The following is a 15811-nucleotide window of genomic DNA, read 5'->3' on the forward strand; positions in this document are numbered from 1 at the left end:
CCCGCCGCCGGGCCGCCCCAAGGCGGCCGCGCCTCCCCCTCGGGGGTGGCGTTCCATGCCGCGCAGCGGCAGGAAAAGCTGGGGGGCTCAATGAATCGCCGCGGCGACGATGATGGAAATGCCCAGGCACATGGCGGCCACCACCATGCCCAGCGCCTTGTTCTGCTTCTCGACGATCTCGGCCCACAGGTCGACCGGCGTGAGCTTGTCGATGATGAGGAAGCACACCCAGAACACCACCACGCCGATGACGGCGTACAGCAGCGACCCGAGGATCACCGCCGGCTTGAGCCATTCAAATCCCATCATGAGGACCTCCGGAAAAAGTTGTTGCGCTCACTTGTGGCCTCCGCCGCTGGAGTAGCCGCCGTACGAACCGCCCGAGCTGCGGTAGCCGCTGCCGCCGGACGAACTGGTGCAGGTGGACAGGACGATCATCAGGAAGATGATGATCACCGCGATCACGATGATGGTGCCGCAGCCCAGCCCGGAGGCCGCGCTCACAGGCGAGGCGTCGGCGCGCCGGAACAGGTCCTTCTTCGCGTCGAGCTTGAAGGCCGCCGCCACCGCCGCGCTGTCGATCTTGCTGCCGTGCGACCAGGTGATCTCGCCATCGCCGCGCTCCATCGAGAGGATGCCGCCCTTGCCGTCGGCGTAGTCGCGGTTGCTGGTCTTCTGGCCGCGCGCCACCTGCCAGTAGAACTCGCCGAGCACGTAGGTGGTCTCGGCCTCGTAGGCGTACTGCTGGCGGTAGGTGCGGCCCAGGTAGCGGGCCGTCTGGCCGCTCTGCGCGAGGGTCGGCGCGCCGGTGGTCGGGCGCACGGCGCTCCAGCCGTCCTCCGCGTCGACCAGGAAGAGGAAACCGCGCTTCCTGTTGTAGAGCAGGTACTCGTCCCAGCCGAACTGCTCGTCGTCGCCGGGCTCCTGGCCCATGCGGTGCTGGAAGCCGACCACCTGCCACGGCGCGCCTTCGAGCTGGCCCGTCGCGCCCAGGTCGATCAGCGGCCGCACCGGCTCGCGCTGGGTGGCGTACTTCAGCTCGCCGCCGATGCCGCTGCTGGTGTCGATGATGCTGCTGCACTGCGGGCAGGTGACGCTCTTGGTGTCGGCCAGGTGGAGCGTGACCGGCGAGCCGCAGTTCGGGCAGGTGAAGCTGCGGCCCTTGTCTTCCTTCGCCGACTCGGCGCGCAGGCCGGTCAGCTGCAGCTCGTCCAGCTGCACCGAGCGGCCCAGCCACGCGCCGGGCGGGTCGCTGTCGTATTCCAGGCTGAGCACCAGCCCCTGCTCGTTGCGCAGCTCCACCACGCGGAAGGGCTGGCCGAGGGCGGGCAGGCGCGGCAGCTCGCCCTGGGCGGAGACCAGCCGCGCCTCCTGGCTCGACGCGGTGGTGAAGGGGCGCCCGTCGATGGCGGTGGTGACGCCCACGCGCAGGCTGTCGGCCGCGGGCGCCGGGCGCTGCAGCGGGTAGGGCAGCGAGAAGACGAAGGCGCCGTTGTCCTCGCTGAGCACGCCGATGCGGTCCTCGCCCTCGCCGTCGAGCTGCGCGATCCACTCCGTCCAGCGCCCGCCCTCGTAGGCGTACTGCAGGCGGCCGACGAGGGTGAAGGGCTTGTCCTGGATGCGCCCGGTGGCGAAGAGCTGCAGCGGGCTGAAGTCGTCGAACAGCTCCGCCATCTTGCCGATGCGCGCAAGCTGCTCGCCCTGCCGCGCGACGGTGCTCTGGCAGTAGGGGCAGACGGCGAAGGCCGACTGCGCCGAGCGGAATTCCACCGGCGCGCCGCAGCCGGGGCAGGGCGCCCGGTAGTGGCGCTGGCTGCCGCTGTCCTCGGTCATCAATGCCTAGACGAGTTTCTTCAGGAGCTCGGCCTTCTTGGCGTCGAACTCCTCCTGCGTCAGGATGCCCTTGTCCTTGAGCTCGCCCAGCTTCTCCAGCGTGGCCATCACGTCGCTGGCACTCACCGCGGCCACCGGGGCCGCCGCCGCCACGGCCGCCTGCGCGGCGGCCTGCGGGTTCAGGCCCTGCGCGAGGTTCTGCGCCAGCACCTGGCCCAGCGCCACGCCGGCGCCCAGGCCCATCGCGTCGCCCGCGATGCCGCTGCCGCCCTGGCCGGCGCCCTCGGCGAACTTCGGGATCGCCTGCGCCGTCTGGTACTGCATGAACTTGCCCATGTCGTTGCCGACCATGCCCATGCCGATGCGCTGGTCGAGGATCTTCTGCAGCTCCTCGGGCAGCGAGACGTTCTGCACCGTCATCGCCTCCAGCTTCAGGCCGATCTTGCCGAACTCGGGGTTCAGCTGCGCCATCAGCGCGTTGGCGAACTGGATCTGGTTGGCCGCGAGGTCCAGGAAGGGCACGCCGCTGGCGGCGATGGCATTGCTGATGTTCTGCAGCACCAGGCCGCGCAGCTGGCCGTCGAGGTCGGCCACGGTGTAGGTGTCGCGCGTGCCGGAGATCTCGGTGTGGAACAGCTTCGGGTCGGCGACGCGGAAGGCGTAGTTGCCGAAGGCGCGCAGCCGCACGGCGCCGAAGTCCTTGTCGCGGATGGTGATGGGCTGCGGCGTGCCCCACTTCTGGTCGACCTGCTGGCGGGTGCTGAAGAAGTAGACGTCGCTCTTGAAGGGAGACTCGAAGAGCTTGTCCCAGTTCTTCAGGTAGGTGAGGACCGGCAGCGTCTGCGTCGTCAGCTTGTACATGCCGGGGCCGAAGACGTCGGCCACCTGCCCCTCGTTGACGAACACCGCCATCTGCGACTCGCGCACGGTGAGCGAGGCGCCGTTCTGGATCTCCATTTCCTGCATCGGGAAGCGCCAGGCGAGCGTGCCGTCGCCGGTCTCCGTCCACTGGATGATGTCGATGAACTGCTTCTTGATGAAATCCATCAGGGCCATGGTGCGCGCTCCTCGCTCGGCGGGGTGGGATGGGACGGGGATATTGCCATAGCCGCGGCGCCCGCCCCGCCCGGCCATGCGGCCTATGGCATGCATGGCCTCATGCGCAAGCGGCAGCGGCATGCCGCAAGGCCGCGTCCTACAATCGGCGCCCCTTTTCGACACGACAGACAACCCCGCGCGCCGGCCATCGAGCCCACCGCATGCGAGCGCCCACACGGGGATCCAAGGAGCCGCCTTCCATGTCCGAGTCCCAGAACCTGAGCGCCGAAGACAAGCGCGCCCAGTTGCGCAGCGCCGCGCTCGCCTATCACGAGCTGCCGGTGCCCGGCAAGATCGCCATCTCGGCCACCAAGCAGATGCTCAACCAGCGCGACCTGTCGCTGGCCTACTCGCCCGGCGTGGCCGCGCCCTGCGAGGAGATCGTCAAGGACCCGGCCAACGCCTTCAAGTACACCGCCCGCGGCAACCTGGTGGCCGTCATCAGCAACGGCACCGCCGTGCTGGGCCTGGGCGACATCGGCCCGCTGGCCTCCAAGCCGGTGATGGAGGGCAAGGGCTTCCTGTTCAAGAAGTTCGCCGGCGTCGACGTGTTCGACATCGAGATCGACGAGAAGGACCCGAAGAAGCTGGTCGAGGTGATCGCCGCGCTGGAGCCCACCTTCGGCGCCATCAACCTCGAAGACATCAAGGCGCCGGACTGCTTCTACGTCGAGCGCGAGCTGCGCAAGCGCATGAAGATCCCGGTCTTCCACGACGACCAGCACGGCACCGCCATCACCGTGGCCGCGGCGATGGTCAACGCGCTGAAGGTGGCGGGCAAGGACATCGGCCAGGTCAAGCTGGTCGCCTCCGGCGCCGGCGCGGCGGCCCTGGCCTGCCTGAACCTGCTGCTGAAGGTGGGCCTCAAGCGCGGGAACGTCTACGTGACCGACCTGGCCGGCGTGGTCTACGAGGGCCGCACCGAGCTGATGGACGATGACAAGGCCCAGTTCGCGCAGAAGACCGAGGCGCGCACGCTGGGCGAGGTGATCGAGGGCGCCGACGTGTTCCTGGGCCTGTCGGCCGGCAACGTGCTCAAGCCCGAGATGGTGGCCAAGATGGCCGCCCACCCGGTGATCTTCGCGCTGGCCAACCCCAACCCGGAGATCATGCCGGAGGCGGCGCACGGCGTGCGCGGCGACGTGATCATGGCCACGGGGCGCACCGACTACCCGAACCAGGTCAACAACGTCCTGTGCTTCCCCTACATCTTCCGCGGCGCACTGGACTGCGGCGCGACCACCATCACCGACGAGATGGAGATCGCCGCGGTGCACGCCATCGCCGACCTGGCGCAGGCCGAGCAGAGCGAGAAGGTGGCCGCCGCCTATGTGGGCGAGAAGCTCAGCTTCGGCCCCGAATACCTGATCCCCAAGCCCTTCGACCCGCGGCTGATGATGAAGATCGCGCCCGCGGTCGCCAAGGCGGCCGAGGCCAGCGGCGTGGCCGCGCGCCCGATCAAGGACCTGGACGCCTACCGCGACAAGCTGCAGAACTTCGTCTATGCCTCCGGCACGACGATGAAGCCCATCTTCGACGCCGCCAAGCGCGCCGCCAAGAAACGCGTGGCCTTCGCCGAGGGCGAGGAGGAGCGCGTGCTGCGCGCCTGCCAGATCGTGGTGGACGAGGGCATCGCCCGGCCCACACTGATCGGGCGGCCGGCCATCATCGCGCAGCGCGTCGAGAAGTTTGGCCTGCGCCTGCAGGAGGGGCGCGACTACGACGTCGTCAACACCGACTTCGACGAGCGCTACCGCGACTTCTGGCAGACCTACCACCGCATGACCGAGCGCAAGGGCATCACCATGCAGGTGGCCAAGATCGAGATGCGCCGGCGCCTGACGCTGATCGGCGCCATGATGCTGCACAAGGGCGAGGTGGACGGCCTGATTTGCGGCACCTGGGGCACCACCGCCAACCACCTGCACTACATCGACCAGGTGATCGGCAAGCGCCCCGGCGGCAGCGCCAGCACCCCGCAGGACGTGCCCATCTACGCCTGCATGAACGGCCTGATGCTGCCCGAGCGCCAGGTCTTCCTGGTCGACACCCACGTCAACTACGACCCGACCCCCGAGGAACTGGCCGAGATCACCACCATGGCCGCCGAGGAGATGATGCGCTTCGGCCTCAAGCCCAAGGCGGCGCTGCTGTCGCATTCCAACTTCGGCACCAGCGAGCATCCCAGCGCGCTGAAGATGCGGCGCACGCTGGAGCTGCTGCGCGTCCAGTCGCCCTGGTTGGAGGTGGACGGCGAGATGCACGGCGACGTGGCCCTCGACGGCCGCCAGCGCATGGCCGTCATGCCCCACAGCGCCCTGGCGGGAGACGCCAACCTGCTGGTCTTCCCCAACATCGACGCCGCCAACATCGCCTACAACCTGCTGAAGACGGCGGCGGGCGGCAACATCGCCATCGGGCCGGTGCTGCTCGGTGCGGCCAAACCTGTGCACATTCTCACGGCCAGCGCCACTGTGAGGCGCATCGTGAACATGGCCGCCCTCACGGTGGCCGACGCCAACGCCGACCGCTGAAGGCCTACGCCGACAGCGTGCGCTAACTTATCTGCACGGCGGCGCCCCCTGGCACCTGCCCAATCCTTGGGCAGGCGCTTGCTTTTTGGGCAGGCCTGATGCACACTGGCGGGCTTGAGTTTGCGGGTTAACCCGTAAGTCAAAGCCCGCATCTTCAGCCTTTCGCGCCTTGATGGCAGCAACCATGGCGGCAACCGCCCCGCGTTCTTTTTCGGTATCCAAGTTAGCGCTTACTGGCGTTTTCGTGGCGACCGTCTGGGCGGGGATGGCAGGTGGCCTGGACGCCTCGGCGCGGGAGACGGCAGGTGGTGGCGTGGTAGCGGCGGCTGAAAGCCGGGCGCGTTCGATCACGCTGGCGGAGCTGCCCGAGCAGGGCCGGCAGACCTACCGGACCATCCTCGCCGGCGGCCCGTTCCGCCACGACAAGGACGGCACGGTGTTCGGCAACCGCGAGCGGCTGCTTCCCAGGGAGCGGCGCGGCCACTACCGCGAGTACACGGTCCCCACGCCCGGGGTTCGCCATCGCGGCGCCCGCCGCATCGTCTGCGGCGGCCGTCCGGCGCAGCCCGAGGCCTGCTGGTACACCGCGGACCACTATGCGAGTTTCAGGAAGATCGTTCCATGAGGCACGGTCTTCGTCGGCAGGGGTGACGCACCGACGCGTCCGGGAGATTTTTCGTTGATCACCATGGAAACCAAGACGGAGATGAATCAGCAGCCCCTTCGGGGCGTGCGGCCGAACATCGTGCAGTCGATCCGCGCCTTTCGCGTGAGCGACCTGCAGGAGGCCGCGCAGGCGGCTGGCCAGCACTTCCTGTACGCCAACCTGGCCAATGCCCAGAGCAAGCAGGACGTGCTCGACCTGATCGCGCAGCAGTTCATGTTCCCGGCCCACTTCGGCAAGAACTTCGACGCGCTGTACGACTGCATGACCGACCCGCTGCACAAGTCGGGCCCGCAGCCGGGCTTCGTGGTGGTGCTGGAGCAGATCCCGGCCACGGCCAAGTTCGACAAGGAAGCGCGCGAGCAACTGCTGGACATCTTCCGGGATGCGGCGGACTACTGGGGGGACCGCAAGGTACCCTTCCGATGCTTCTATTCTTTTCTGTAGCCCGTTCCGCACAAGCAGGCCAAGCGGAACGGGCGAACGAGGCCCAGGTGGCAGGCGCGCAGGGCGCCGCCGTGAACGGCATCCCTCTGGAGGCGGACCCCGCCGCGGAGAAGATGCCCACCGACAAGCTGGTGGACGTGTCGCCGCTGGCGCTGCGCATGAGCAGCCCCTTCAACAGCAGCTATTGGCTGTCGGCAGCCTGAAAACTTCAAGACGCTTTGCGTCTTGAAGTTGTCCAGCCAGATAAAAAGGCCGGGGAGACCCCGGCCTTTTTGCTTTCGGCCCGTTGCGCTTCGCTTCACTGGGGGCGCGGCACTTGCCGCGCAATACCTATTCGCCTGCAGCTTGGGCCAAGGCCACGTACTCGGCCACAGGCACTTCCTCGGCGCGGCGCTGCAGGTCGAAGTCGCCCGTGTAGCCGCGCGTCTCGAGCCAGCGGCCGAGGCTGTGGCGCAGCAGCTTGCGACGCTGGCTGAAGGCGGCCTGCACCAGCGGCTCGAGCACGGCCACGTCCACCGCCGCCGGCTGCGCCCACGGCACCATGCGCACGACGGCGCTGTCCACCCGGGGCGGCGGGTCGAAGCTCTGGGGCGGCACGGCCAGGATGTTCTCCATCTCGTAGCGCCACTGCAGCATGACGGACAGGCGGCCGTAGTCGCCGGTCGAGGGTGCTGCCACCATGCGGTCGATCACCTCCTTCTGCAGCATGAAGTGCTGGTCGGCGATGCGGCCGGCGAAGGGCAGCAGGTGGAACAGGATGGGCGTGGAGATGTTGTAGGGCAGGTTGCCGACCACGCGCAGCCGCCGGCCCTCGGGCGACGCGTCGGCCAGGGCGCCGAAGTCCACCCGCAGCACGTCGCTCTCGATCACGTCGAGCTGCGGATGCGCACGCAGCCGCGCGGCGAGGTCGCGGTCCAGCTCGATGACCGTCAGGTGCCCGAGGCGCTCGACCAGCGGCTGGGTCAGCGCGGCCAGCCCCGGCCCGATCTCGACCATGGGATCACCGGGGCGCGGCGCGATGGCGCGCACGATGGCATCGATGATGGCCAGGTCGGCCAGGAAGTGCTGGCCGAAGCGCTTGCGCGGGGCGTGCGCCTTCATGCCGCCGGTGCTCCGAGCGACCCCAGGCGGGCCGCTTCTTTCCGAGGGCCGCGGAGCGGGCCATGCGGGAACACGCGCGGAACTGGCTTTGCCAGGCCGCAGCGTGTGCCCCCTTGAGGGGGTTGGCGGAGCGGAACGAAGTCCGCGGAGACTGGGGGTGTTTTCAAATCTGCGGCGGTTCGCGCAGCTCGACGTAGGCGCGGGCGCGCACTTCCTGCGACCACGCCTCGTAGGCCTCTTCCATCTTCTTGTCGCGCAGCGTGTTGCGGGCCGCCTCGCGCAGTTCCTCCGGCTTGAGCTTGGCGTCGCGCCGGCCCTCGACCTGGATCAGGTGCACGCCGAAGCGCGTGACCACCGGGTCGCTGATCTGGCCGGGCTGCAGGCGGTCCATCGCCTCCTCGAACTCGGGCACGAACTGGCCGGGCACCGACCAGCCCAGCTCGCCGCCGTTCTTGGCGCTGCCGGGGTCCTGCGAGTGGTCGCGCGCCAGCGCGGCGAAGTCGGCGGTGCCGCCCTGGATGCGGCGCTTGTAGTCCTGCAGCAGCGCCACGGCCTCCTCGGGGGTGCGCTTCGCGTCGGGGCGGATGAGGATGTGGCGCAACTGGGTCTGGCGCACCACGGCGTCGGCGGCCGCGCCGCGCTCGCGCGCCAGCACCTTCAGCACGTGGAAGCCCGCCGGCGAGCGCACCGGGCCGGCGATGCCGCCCACCGGCGTGGACTGCGTGCCCTCGACGAACAGCGGCGGATAGCGCTCGGCGCTGCGCAGGCCGAGCGCGCCGCCGGCGCTCTTGTCGGGCGCGTCGGAGTACTCGGTCACCAGGGCGGCGAAGTCCTGGCCTGCGCGGGCGCGCTGGGCGATGTCTTCCGCGCGCCTTTGCAGTTGCGCCACCTGCGCGGCGCCGGCGTTCTCGGGCACGGCCACCAGCACCTGGGCGATGTTGATGTCCTGCGCCGCCGCCGAACCGCTCTGCTGGGCAGCCAGGTACTGCGCGATCTCGCCATCGCTGACCTTGGTGCGCGACTCCAGTTCGCGCTCGCGCAGCCGGGTGAGGATGATCTGGTTGCGGATGTTGCCGCGGAACTCCTCGCGCGAGATGCCGGCCTGCGCCACGCGGCGCTGCAGTTCGACCACGCCGACCTGGTTCTGGCGGGCCACGATCTCGACGCCCTGGTCGACGGCGGCGTCGTCGGCCTTGATGCCCAGTTCCTTGGCCAGCTGCAGCTGGGCGCGCTCGGAGATCAACTGCTCCAGCACCTGGCGCGCCAGCACCTCGCGCGGCATGCGCTGCGCCTCGGGGCCGGCCTCGTCCAACACGCGGTTCAGGCGCTTCTGCACCTCGGTGTTGGTGATGGGCTCGGAATTGACCAGCGCCACGATGTATTCGGCGATGCGCTGGCCGCGTTGCACGGGCGCGGGCCGGGGCGCGGCCGGCGGCACGACCGCCGGGCCCGAGCGCATGATGTCCGTGATGCCCCGCCGCGCGGGCGCGCTGCCCGACTGCGCGTGCGCGAGGCCGGCACATGCCATCGCCGCGGCGCAGGCGATGGCCAGGGTGGAGCGCAGGGAAGTCTTCATGGCGCGGGTCTCCGGGAGCCGTCGGCTCGTGGTCTCAGTCATAGTTGGTGAAGCGGCTGGGTGCCGGGATCGGACCGCGCAGCGGCTGGTAGCGCGGCACGTTGAGCTGCAGGGTGCGCATCGGGCTGGAGCCGATGCTGGAAAAGCCCAGGAACTCGATCTGGAACATGATGCGCTTGGTCGAGGTGGCGACGCCGGTGCTGATCTTCTCCAGCACGACGCGGCCGATGTAGCAGCAGCCGTCGTACTCGAGGCCGATCACCGCGTCGGTCATGACCTTGTCGCGCAGGCTGTAGTTCAGCCGGCCGACGGAATACCAGCGGCCGCCGCCCTGGCCGCGGCCGGGGCCGAGGTCCTTGCCCTTGTCGCCCCACAGGTCGTTCAGCGGCCACTGCCAGCCCACGTCGATCGACTCGTTGCCCACGCCGCTGGTCGAGATGCGGTCGGCCTGGTAGCGGTACGAGGCGCTGAGCGTACGGTAAGGGCCCGGCGTGTAGCGGGCGGTGACGGTGCTGCGGTTGGAGCGGCGCTCGTCCGGGTTGTACTGGACGGTGGTGTCCAGGCTCCACTTGGGGCTCAGGTTGACCTGCGCGCCGAGCAGCAGGTCGCTGGCCCGCTCGATCACCGGCGAGGTGCCGGCGGTGACGACGGTGGTGCTGCCGATCCGGCCGACGCGCCTGGACAGCGTGACATTCTGGTCGTCGAAGCGCCGGCGCTGGGCGATGCCGAAGCGGGCCAGTTCGGCGCCGGTGTCGGGGTCGAGCAGGCGCGAGGTCAGGCCCAGGGTCAGCGCATGGGTGGACGAGACGCGGTCGTGCCCGGAGAACTCGTTCTCGGTGAACAGGGTCGCGAAGCTGAAGTCGTTGGCCGCCGTGTCGTACACCGGCAGCGCGTTCTGGCGTGCGCGGTAGGGTGTGTGGACGTAGAAGGCGCGCGGCTCCAGCGTCTGGCGGAAGGCGCGGCCGAACAGCGAGGTGTCGCGCTCGAAGGTCATGCCGCTGTCCACGCTGAAGGTGGGCACGGCGCTGGTGGCGGAGGTGCGGCCGTCGGCCAGCGGCGCATCGAAGCTGTAGCTGGCCGCGTGCAACTGCACCTTGGGGATGACGTAGGCGCCGGGCGTGATGAACGGGTGGCTCAACTGCGCCAGCGCATAGGCGCGGTCGGCATTGGGCTGGCCCTGTTCGCGCACGTCGGCGCGGAAGCGCGTGAGATCGGTGCCCAGCGTGAAGTCGAAGCCGTTCCAGTCGTACTTGGCGTAGTTGGCCGTGAGCTGGGGCAGCCGGTCGTAGGGCGGGACGATCGGCGAGGCGTCGTAGCGCAGCGTCTGGTAGGACAGCGTGCGCACCCGGCCGCTCCAGTCCCCCTTGCTCCAGTTGAGCGAGGCGTCGTTGGGCAGCAGCCGCGTGATCAGCGTGGGCGTGCGGTTGAAGTCGCGCCAGTAGTCGTCGTCGCTGACGCGGTTGAGGTTGATGTTGGCGGTGAGCGAATCCAGCCCCAGGTCGCGCGCATTGAAGCTGTGCCGGTGCCTGGCCCACAGGCCCCAGCGCGAGCGGCGCACGCTGCCGGCCATGAGCTGGCTGGCGCGGCTGTAGTTCTCGTTCTCCAGTGCCTCCGTCACGGCCTCCGCCCGGCGGCTCTCGGGCAGGTTGTCGCTGGGCATGTAGTCCAGCCGCAGTTCGCCGCTGTAGCTCTTCTCGAGGTAGCGGAACTCGTTGGACAGGTTGATGCCGCGCTTGCTCATCACCGTCGGCGTGAAGGTGGCGTCGCGGTTGGGCGCGATGTTCCAGTAGTAGGGCAGCGCCAGCTCCAGGCCGTTGATGCTGTCGATGCCCAGGGTCGGCGGCAGGAAGCCGCTCTTGCGCTCGTTGCTCAGCGGGAAGCTCACGCTCGGGATCGGCGGCGTGCTGATGCCCATGAAGGTCAGCTGCGCGTTCTCGGCCGTGCCGATGTTCTCCTCGCTGTCGGTGCGCAGGTTGGCGGCGCTAAGGAACCAGGCGGGCATCCAGCCCGGGTAGTCCTCGCGCCGGCAGGTGGTGTAGGTGGCGTGGCGCGCGATCGCGCGGTCGGCGTCGACGAAGTCGATGCGGTCGGCATCGCCGTGCGCGCCGGTGGCCAGAAGCTGGTAGCGCACGTTGTCGAAGAAGCCCTCGAAGGTCTCGACCTTCAGCTCCAGCTTGGGCCCCTCGTAGACGTTGCCGGCCTGGTTGACACGCACGTTGCCGCTGGCCTTGGCCAGGTCGTCGGGCTGGTGGTATTCCAGCCGGTCGGCGTGGATGACCGTGTCGCCGCGGCGCAGCGAGGCGTTGCCCTCGACCACCGTTTCCAGGTCGGGCCGGCCCGAGACCTTGTCGCCCTCGATGATGCTGGGCCGGCTGCCGCGCTCGGCGCGCGGGATCTGCTCCTGCAGCATGGGCGAGCGCTTGAGCACCAGCGGCGCGTCCGCGTCGGCAGGCGACTGCGCCCAGGCCCCCTGCGCCTGCAGCATCGCAAGCGTCAGCAGGGCCAGGGGCCACGGCGGCGTGCGGCGGTGCCGGGTGGCTCGGGTCAGGTCGTGCATCGGTCGGGAAGAAGCAATCTCGAAGCGACGGTGGCGGGCGGCCCTGGCGGCCGATGCGCGGCAGGGTTCCGCCGGGCGCCGACGGCCGGCGGGACGGGGCGGATTCGTAGAATTTCGATTATCCATGACAGCCTCCCCGCTCCCGGCCGATGTGCCCGCCCCCCTGACCTGGGCCGACCCGGCCCGCGCCGAGGCCTTCCGCCGCTGGATCGAGCGCATCGCGCCGGCGCAGCGGCTGCGGCCCGAAACCGTGCGCCTGGCCTCGGCCGACGCCAGCTTCCGCCGCTACCTGCGGGTGGACACGGACACCCCCGGCCTGGCACGCATCGTGATGGACGCGCCGCCCGACAAGGAAGACAGCCGGCCCTTCGTGAAGGTGGCGGCGCTCATGAAGGAGGCCGGCGTCGCCGCACCGCAGGTGCTGGACTGGCACGAGGCCGACGGCTTCATGCTGCTGGACGACCTGGGCCGGCAGACGATGCTCGACCTCATCGACCGCGAACGGCCCGAGGCCAACCGCGCCCGCTACGAGCAGGCCATCGACGCGCTGATCCGCTGGCAGCGCGCCTCGAAGCCGGGTGTGCTGCCGCCCTACGACGCCGCGCTGCTCACGCGCGAACTGCAGCTCTTCCCCGACTGGTACCTGGCGCGCCACCGCGGCGTCGCGGTCGAGGGCAAGGTGAAGGAGACGCTGGACAGGACCTTCGCGCAAATCGTGGAGGCCAACCTGAGCGCACCGTCGGCTTACGTACACCGCGACTTCATGCCGCGCAACCTGATGATCGATGACGACCGGATCGGCGTGCTGGACTTCCAGGACGCCGTCTACGGCCCCATCACCTACGACATCGCCAGCCTGATGCGCGACGCCTTCCTGAGCTGGGAGGAGGACTTCGTGCTCGACATCACCGTGCGCTACTGGCAGGCCGCGCGCAAGGCCGGGCTGCCGGTCCACGATGACTTCGGCGACTTCTACCGCGCCGTCGAGTGGATGGGCCTGCAGCGCCACCTCAAGGTGGCCGGCATCTTCGCGCGCCTGACGCTGCGCGACGGCAAGCCGAAATACCTGGCCGACACGCCGCGCTTCATCGCCTACATCCGCGCCACGGCCGGCCGCTACCGCGAGCTGGCGCCACTGCTGCGGCTGGTGGACCAGGTCGAAGGCACGGCCACCACCGAGGCCTTCAGCTTCGGCCGGATGTAGGGCGCGGGCCATGCCGCGCATCCACTGCCCCGAAGCGCTGGCCGGCGGCCAGTCGCTCGCGCTGCCGCCGGGCGCGGCGCGGCACGTGCAGGTGCTGCGCCTGCAGCCGGGCGACGGCCTCACGCTGTTCGACGGCCGCGGCGGCGAATACGCGGCCACGGTGGAGCGCATGGGCCGCAGCGAGGTGCAGGTGCGCGTCGGTGCCCACGATCCCGTCGAGCGCGAGGCGCCGCGCGAGGTGCACCTGGCCGTCGGCATGCCGGCCAACGAGCGCATGGACTGGCTGGTGGAGAAAGCCGCCGAGCTGGGCGCCGCCAGCATCCAGCCGCTGCTGACGGCGCACGGCGTGCTGCGCCTGGCGGGCGAGCGCGCGCAGAAGAAGCAGGCGCACTGGCAGGCGGTGGCCGTCGCGGCCTGCGAGCAGTGCGGGCGCAACCGCGTGCCGCCGGTGCATGCGGTGCAGCCGCTCGACGCCTGGCTGGCCGGCCTGGGCGCGCCGCCGGCCGGCCGCCTGCTGCTGGGCTTCTCGCCGGATGCGCGCCCGTTGGCGCAGGCCGCCGGCACCGGCCCGGTACTCGTGCTCGGCGGGCCGGAGGGCGGCTTGAACGCGCAGGAGGAAGCAGCCGCCCGCGCCTGCGGCTTCCAGACGGTGACGCTGGGCTCGCGCGTCCTGCGCGCCGAGACGGCGCCGCTGGCGGCCCTGGCCGGCCTGCTGGCGCTGGCCTCCTGATCCCCTGCAGGACCGGTGCTACAACCGCCGCCATGAACCGCCACCTCGGCCTGCTGGTGCTCTGCCAGGGCCTCTTCCTCACCAACAACGTCGCCTTCATCGCCATCAACGGGCTGGTCGGGCTCTCGCTGGCGCCGCGCCCCTGGATGGCCACGCTGCCGGTGATGGGCTACGTGGTCGGCGGCGCGCTGTCCACCGGCATCGTGGCGCGCACGCAGCGGCGCTGGGGCCGGCGCGGCTCCTTCCAGATCGGGCTGGTCGTCGCCTTCGCATCGGCGCTGGCCTGCGCCGCCGCGGCCTCCACCCGCAGCTTCACGCTGCTGTGCCTGGCCACGCTGGTGGCGGGCTACTACAGCGCCAACGCGACGCTGTACCGCTTCGCCGCGGCGGAGCTGGTGGGGCCGGACTGGCGCGAGAAGGCGGTCTCGCTGCTGATGGCGGGCGGGCTGATCGGCGCGGTGGTGGGCCCCAACCTGGCGTCGCACACGCGCGGCTGGCTGCCGGCGCCCTTTGCCGGCGCGTACCTGGCGCTGGCGGGCGTGGCGCTGCTGTCGATGGCGGCGATGGCCTTCATCCGCTTCCCGGCGCCGCCGGTGCGCGCAGCGGGCGCGCCGGCCGGCCGGCCGCTGTCCGAGATCGCGCGCCAGCCGGCCTTCATCGTCGCGGCCGCCGGCGGTGCGCTGGGCTACGGCGTGATGAACCTGCTGATGGCGGCCACGCCGCTGGCGATGGACGTGTGCGGCCTGCCGTTCTCCGACGCCGCCTTCGTGCTCCAGTGGCACGTGATCGGCATGTTCGCGCCGGGCTTCTTCACCGGCCACCTGATCCGCCGCTTCGGCGCGCTGCCGGTGATGGCGGCCGGGCTGCTGCTCAACCTGGGCTGCATCGCGATCGCGCTGTCGGGCGTGGACCTGCACCACTTCCTGGCCGCGCTGTTCCTGCTGGGCGTGGGCTGGAACTTCCTCTTCACCGGCAGCACCACGATGGCGCTGGGCACCTACCGCCCGGAAGAGAAGGACCGCGTCCAGGCGGCGCTGAACTTCTGCATCTTCGCCACGCTGGCGGTCACCTCCTTCGCGTCGGGCGTGCTGGTGACCACGCAGGGCTGGCAGTGGCTGAACATCGGCTCGCTGGTGCCGGTGGCGCTGATCGCGCTGGCGCTGGGCTGGCTGGCAGGCGCGCGGCGGCGCGAAGCGGCGGCCTGATTCAGCCTCAACCGCCGAGTTGCTCGCCCAGCCACTGCTGCAGGGCGGCATAGACCGGCGCGGCGTCGCGCTCGTTCAGCAGCTCGTGGTACAGCGGCTCGAAGCAGACCGCGCGCAGCCGAGCCGCCGGCGCCGCGGCCGCGAAGGCCCGGCTGCCCGCCGGGCTGACCAGCCGGTCGTCGCCGGCATACAGCAGCAGCGTGGGCACCGGCCAGCGCGGCGCGGCGGCCAGCACGGCGGGCCCCTCGTCGACCAGGAAGCGCGCCAGCTGCGCACCGATGCGGTCGTGCACCAGCGGATCGGCGCGGTAGGCGGCGACCACGGCGGGGTCGTGCGAGATGAAGCCGGCGTCCAGCCCGTTGCCCACGCGCAGCGAAGGCGCCAGGCGCGACAGCACGGCGACCAGCGCCTTCTGGAAGGGCGACAAGCCCGGGTCGATGGCAGGCGAGGAGAGCACCAGCGCATCCACCGGCACCCCGCCCTGTGCGGCCGCGCGGGCCACGAAGCTGGACGCCACCAGGCCGCCCAGGCTGTGGCCCAGCAGCACGAGGGACAGCCCGGGATGCCGCTCGCGCGTGCGTGCGACGACCGCGCCCAGGTCCTCCACCAGCCGCAGCGGATGCGGCAGGCCGCCGCGCGGCCCGCTGGAGCGGCCGTGGCCGAAGTGATCGTGCGCGCAGACTGCCAGGCCCCGTTCGTTGAGCCAGCGCGCCACGTGCGCGTAGCGGCCGGCATGCTCGCCCAGGCCATGCACGATCTGGACGACGGCGCGGGGCGGCTGCGCCGCGGGCCATTCATACAGCGCCAGGGTCGCGCCGTCGGGCCGCGTCAGCCCCGGCGTGCCGTCGTCGCGCACGGCAGG

General features: G+C 70.5%; 14 protein-coding genes. 7 read left to right on the forward strand and 7 right to left on the reverse strand.

Going from position 1 to position 15811, the window contains the following annotated elements:
• Positions 1-87: 87 nt before the first annotated feature.
• The 3 genes from Q392_RS05040 to Q392_RS05050 are packed head-to-tail and all read right to left on the reverse strand — an operon-like array spanning position 88 to position 2889.
• Positions 88-306, reverse strand: coding sequence for a DUF350 domain-containing protein (locus tag Q392_RS05040; RefSeq protein WP_038202756.1), 219 nt, complete (start codon positions 304-306; stop codon positions 88-90).
• 30 nt (positions 307-336) lie between these two features.
• Positions 337-1833, reverse strand: a complete 1497-nt coding sequence (locus tag Q392_RS05045; protein WP_038202331.1) for a DUF4178 domain-containing protein — start codon at positions 1831-1833, stop codon at positions 337-339.
• A gap of 6 nt (positions 1834-1839) precedes the next feature.
• On the reverse strand, positions 1840-2889 hold the full coding sequence (locus tag Q392_RS05050) for an SPFH domain-containing protein (RefSeq protein ID WP_038202334.1): 1050 nt from the start codon (positions 2887-2889) through the stop codon (positions 1840-1842).
• A gap of 242 nt (positions 2890-3131) precedes the next feature.
• Here Q392_RS05050 and Q392_RS05055 point away from each other — a divergent pair, with 242 nt between their 5' ends.
• The 4 genes from Q392_RS05055 (at position 3132) to Q392_RS34025 (ending at position 6779) form a co-directional block, all read left to right on the forward strand.
• Positions 3132-5465 (forward strand): NADP-dependent malic enzyme, encoded by a 2334-nt coding sequence (locus Q392_RS05055; RefSeq protein ID WP_038202337.1) that lies wholly within the window; start codon positions 3132-3134, stop codon positions 5463-5465.
• A 184-nt stretch (positions 5466-5649) separates the two neighbouring features.
• Positions 5650-6090 carry a guanyl-specific ribonuclease gene (locus Q392_RS05060; RefSeq protein WP_038202339.1) on the forward strand — a complete coding sequence of 147 codons (441 nt, stop codon included), beginning with the start codon at positions 5650-5652 and terminating at the stop codon, positions 6088-6090.
• Between the two features lie 63 nt (positions 6091-6153).
• Positions 6154-6576: a barstar family protein gene (locus Q392_RS05065; RefSeq protein WP_038202760.1), complete on the forward strand. Its 423-nt coding sequence runs from the start codon at positions 6154-6156 to the stop codon at positions 6574-6576.
• Between the two features lie 71 nt (positions 6577-6647).
• Positions 6648-6779: a hypothetical protein gene (locus Q392_RS34025; RefSeq protein ID WP_281173390.1), complete on the forward strand. Its 132-nt coding sequence runs from the start codon at positions 6648-6650 to the stop codon at positions 6777-6779.
• A gap of 127 nt (positions 6780-6906) precedes the next feature.
• Here Q392_RS34025 and rsmA read toward each other — a convergent pair whose 3' ends face one another.
• The 3 genes from rsmA to Q392_RS05080 all read right to left on the reverse strand — a co-directional run bounded on the left by rsmA (position 6907) and on the right by Q392_RS05080 (position 11810).
• Positions 6907-7677 (reverse strand): 16S rRNA (adenine(1518)-N(6)/adenine(1519)-N(6))-dimethyltransferase RsmA, encoded by a 771-nt coding sequence (rsmA, locus tag Q392_RS05070; RefSeq protein WP_038202341.1) that lies wholly within the window; start codon positions 7675-7677, stop codon positions 6907-6909.
• A 163-nt stretch (positions 7678-7840) separates the two neighbouring features.
• Complete coding sequence (locus Q392_RS05075) at positions 7841-9253, reverse strand: peptidylprolyl isomerase (protein WP_038202343.1); 1413 nt, start codon at positions 9251-9253, stop codon at positions 7841-7843.
• Between the two features lie 34 nt (positions 9254-9287).
• On the reverse strand, positions 9288-11810 hold the full coding sequence (locus Q392_RS05080) for an LPS-assembly protein LptD (RefSeq protein WP_038202358.1): 2523 nt from the start codon (positions 11808-11810) through the stop codon (positions 9288-9290).
• Between the two features lie 124 nt (positions 11811-11934).
• Here Q392_RS05080 and Q392_RS05085 point away from each other — a divergent pair, with 124 nt between their 5' ends.
• From Q392_RS05085 to Q392_RS05095, 3 genes are read left to right on the forward strand one after another with little or no spacing between them, the layout of a single operon-like run.
• Positions 11935-13014: an aminoglycoside phosphotransferase family protein gene (locus Q392_RS05085; protein WP_038202361.1), complete on the forward strand. Its 1080-nt coding sequence runs from the start codon at positions 11935-11937 to the stop codon at positions 13012-13014.
• Between the two features lie 10 nt (positions 13015-13024).
• On the forward strand, positions 13025-13744 hold the full coding sequence (locus Q392_RS05090; protein ID WP_038202383.1) for a 16S rRNA (uracil(1498)-N(3))-methyltransferase: 720 nt from the start codon (positions 13025-13027) through the stop codon (positions 13742-13744).
• A 32-nt stretch (positions 13745-13776) separates the two neighbouring features.
• Positions 13777-14949, forward strand: a complete 1173-nt coding sequence (locus Q392_RS05095; protein ID WP_038202386.1) for an MFS transporter — start codon at positions 13777-13779, stop codon at positions 14947-14949.
• A gap of 7 nt (positions 14950-14956) precedes the next feature.
• Here Q392_RS05095 and Q392_RS05100 read toward each other — a convergent pair whose 3' ends face one another.
• On the reverse strand, positions 14957-15805 hold the full coding sequence (locus tag Q392_RS05100; RefSeq protein WP_038202389.1) for an alpha/beta hydrolase: 849 nt from the start codon (positions 15803-15805) through the stop codon (positions 14957-14959).
• Positions 15806-15811 lie beyond the last annotated feature (6 nt).

The organism is Xenophilus azovorans DSM 13620 (assembly GCF_000745855.1).
Taxonomy (GTDB): domain Bacteria; phylum Pseudomonadota; class Gammaproteobacteria; order Burkholderiales; family Burkholderiaceae_C; genus Xenophilus; species Xenophilus azovorans.